The organism is Planktothrix serta PCC 8927 (genome assembly GCF_900010725.2).
GTDB classification, from domain to species: Bacteria; Cyanobacteriota; Cyanobacteriia; order Cyanobacteriales; family Microcoleaceae; genus Planktothrix; species Planktothrix serta.
In genome coordinates this window covers 1-824 of record NZ_LR734942.1, presented here as the reverse complement: position 1 = coordinate 824, position 824 = coordinate 1, and the positions used below count along the sequence as shown (strand labels likewise).

The 824-nt window shown below is 46.4% G+C and carries 1 protein-coding gene; it reads left to right on the top strand.

What is annotated here, in order from left to right; translation table 11 throughout:
* The first annotated feature begins 1 nt into the window (after position 1).
* Positions 2–742: a response regulator transcription factor gene (locus PL8927_RS27745; protein WP_231506174.1), complete on the top strand. Its 741-nt coding sequence runs from the start codon at positions 2–4 to the stop codon at positions 740–742.
* Positions 743–824 lie beyond the last annotated feature (82 nt).

Sequence of the window (824 nt, the reverse complement as noted above, 5' to 3'; positions counted from 1 at the left end):
AATTATTGAAGGAAACCCGCATTTACGATCGCTCTTGGGTTGGCATTTACAGCACGTCGGGTACTCGGTTTATCAGGCGGCGGATTTGCACCATGCAAGGGATATCTTCTATGCTCATCAACCCAATTTAGTGATTTTGGATGCTGAACTGCCAGAGGGAAATAGTTTGGAATTTTGCCAATGGCTTCAACAGCAACGACAATCGTTAATTTTAATGTTATCGGTTCGCACAACGGAATCGGATGTTGTCCGAGGCTTGAGAGCGGGTGCTGATGACTATTTAGCAAAACCCTTTGGAATGCAAGAGTTTTTGGCAAGAACAGAATCCTTGATGCGGCGGAGTCGCACCATCGTTCCGCCAACAACCTTGGATTATGGAGCACTCAAAATTGACTTGGTACAACGTCGTGTGCGTTTACAGAGTCAATTAATTGAACTGACTCCCCAAGAATACAGTCTCCTCTATGTTCTCGCTCAAGCTTGCGGAGAACCCTTGAGTCGTTCAGAACTGTTGCGACGAGCATGGCCAGATTCTATTGATAATCCTCGCACGATTGACACTCATGTTCTGTCGTTACGGAAAAAAGTAGAAATTGACCCCCGACAACCGAACTTAATCCAAACGGTTCGGAATGTTGGCTATCGTCTTAATTTAGAAGTCCTGAAAGCGGAAACCGTTCGCACCGCTAGACTCAATGGCAAATATCCACCCATTCGAGAGGTGAAAACGGGTAGTGCGTAATCACTAACCGGGAACCTCTCACAAGAAAAACATGGGAAGGTTGGAAGCCTCGTATCTTCAGAGCGAGGAGGAAAACCGACCC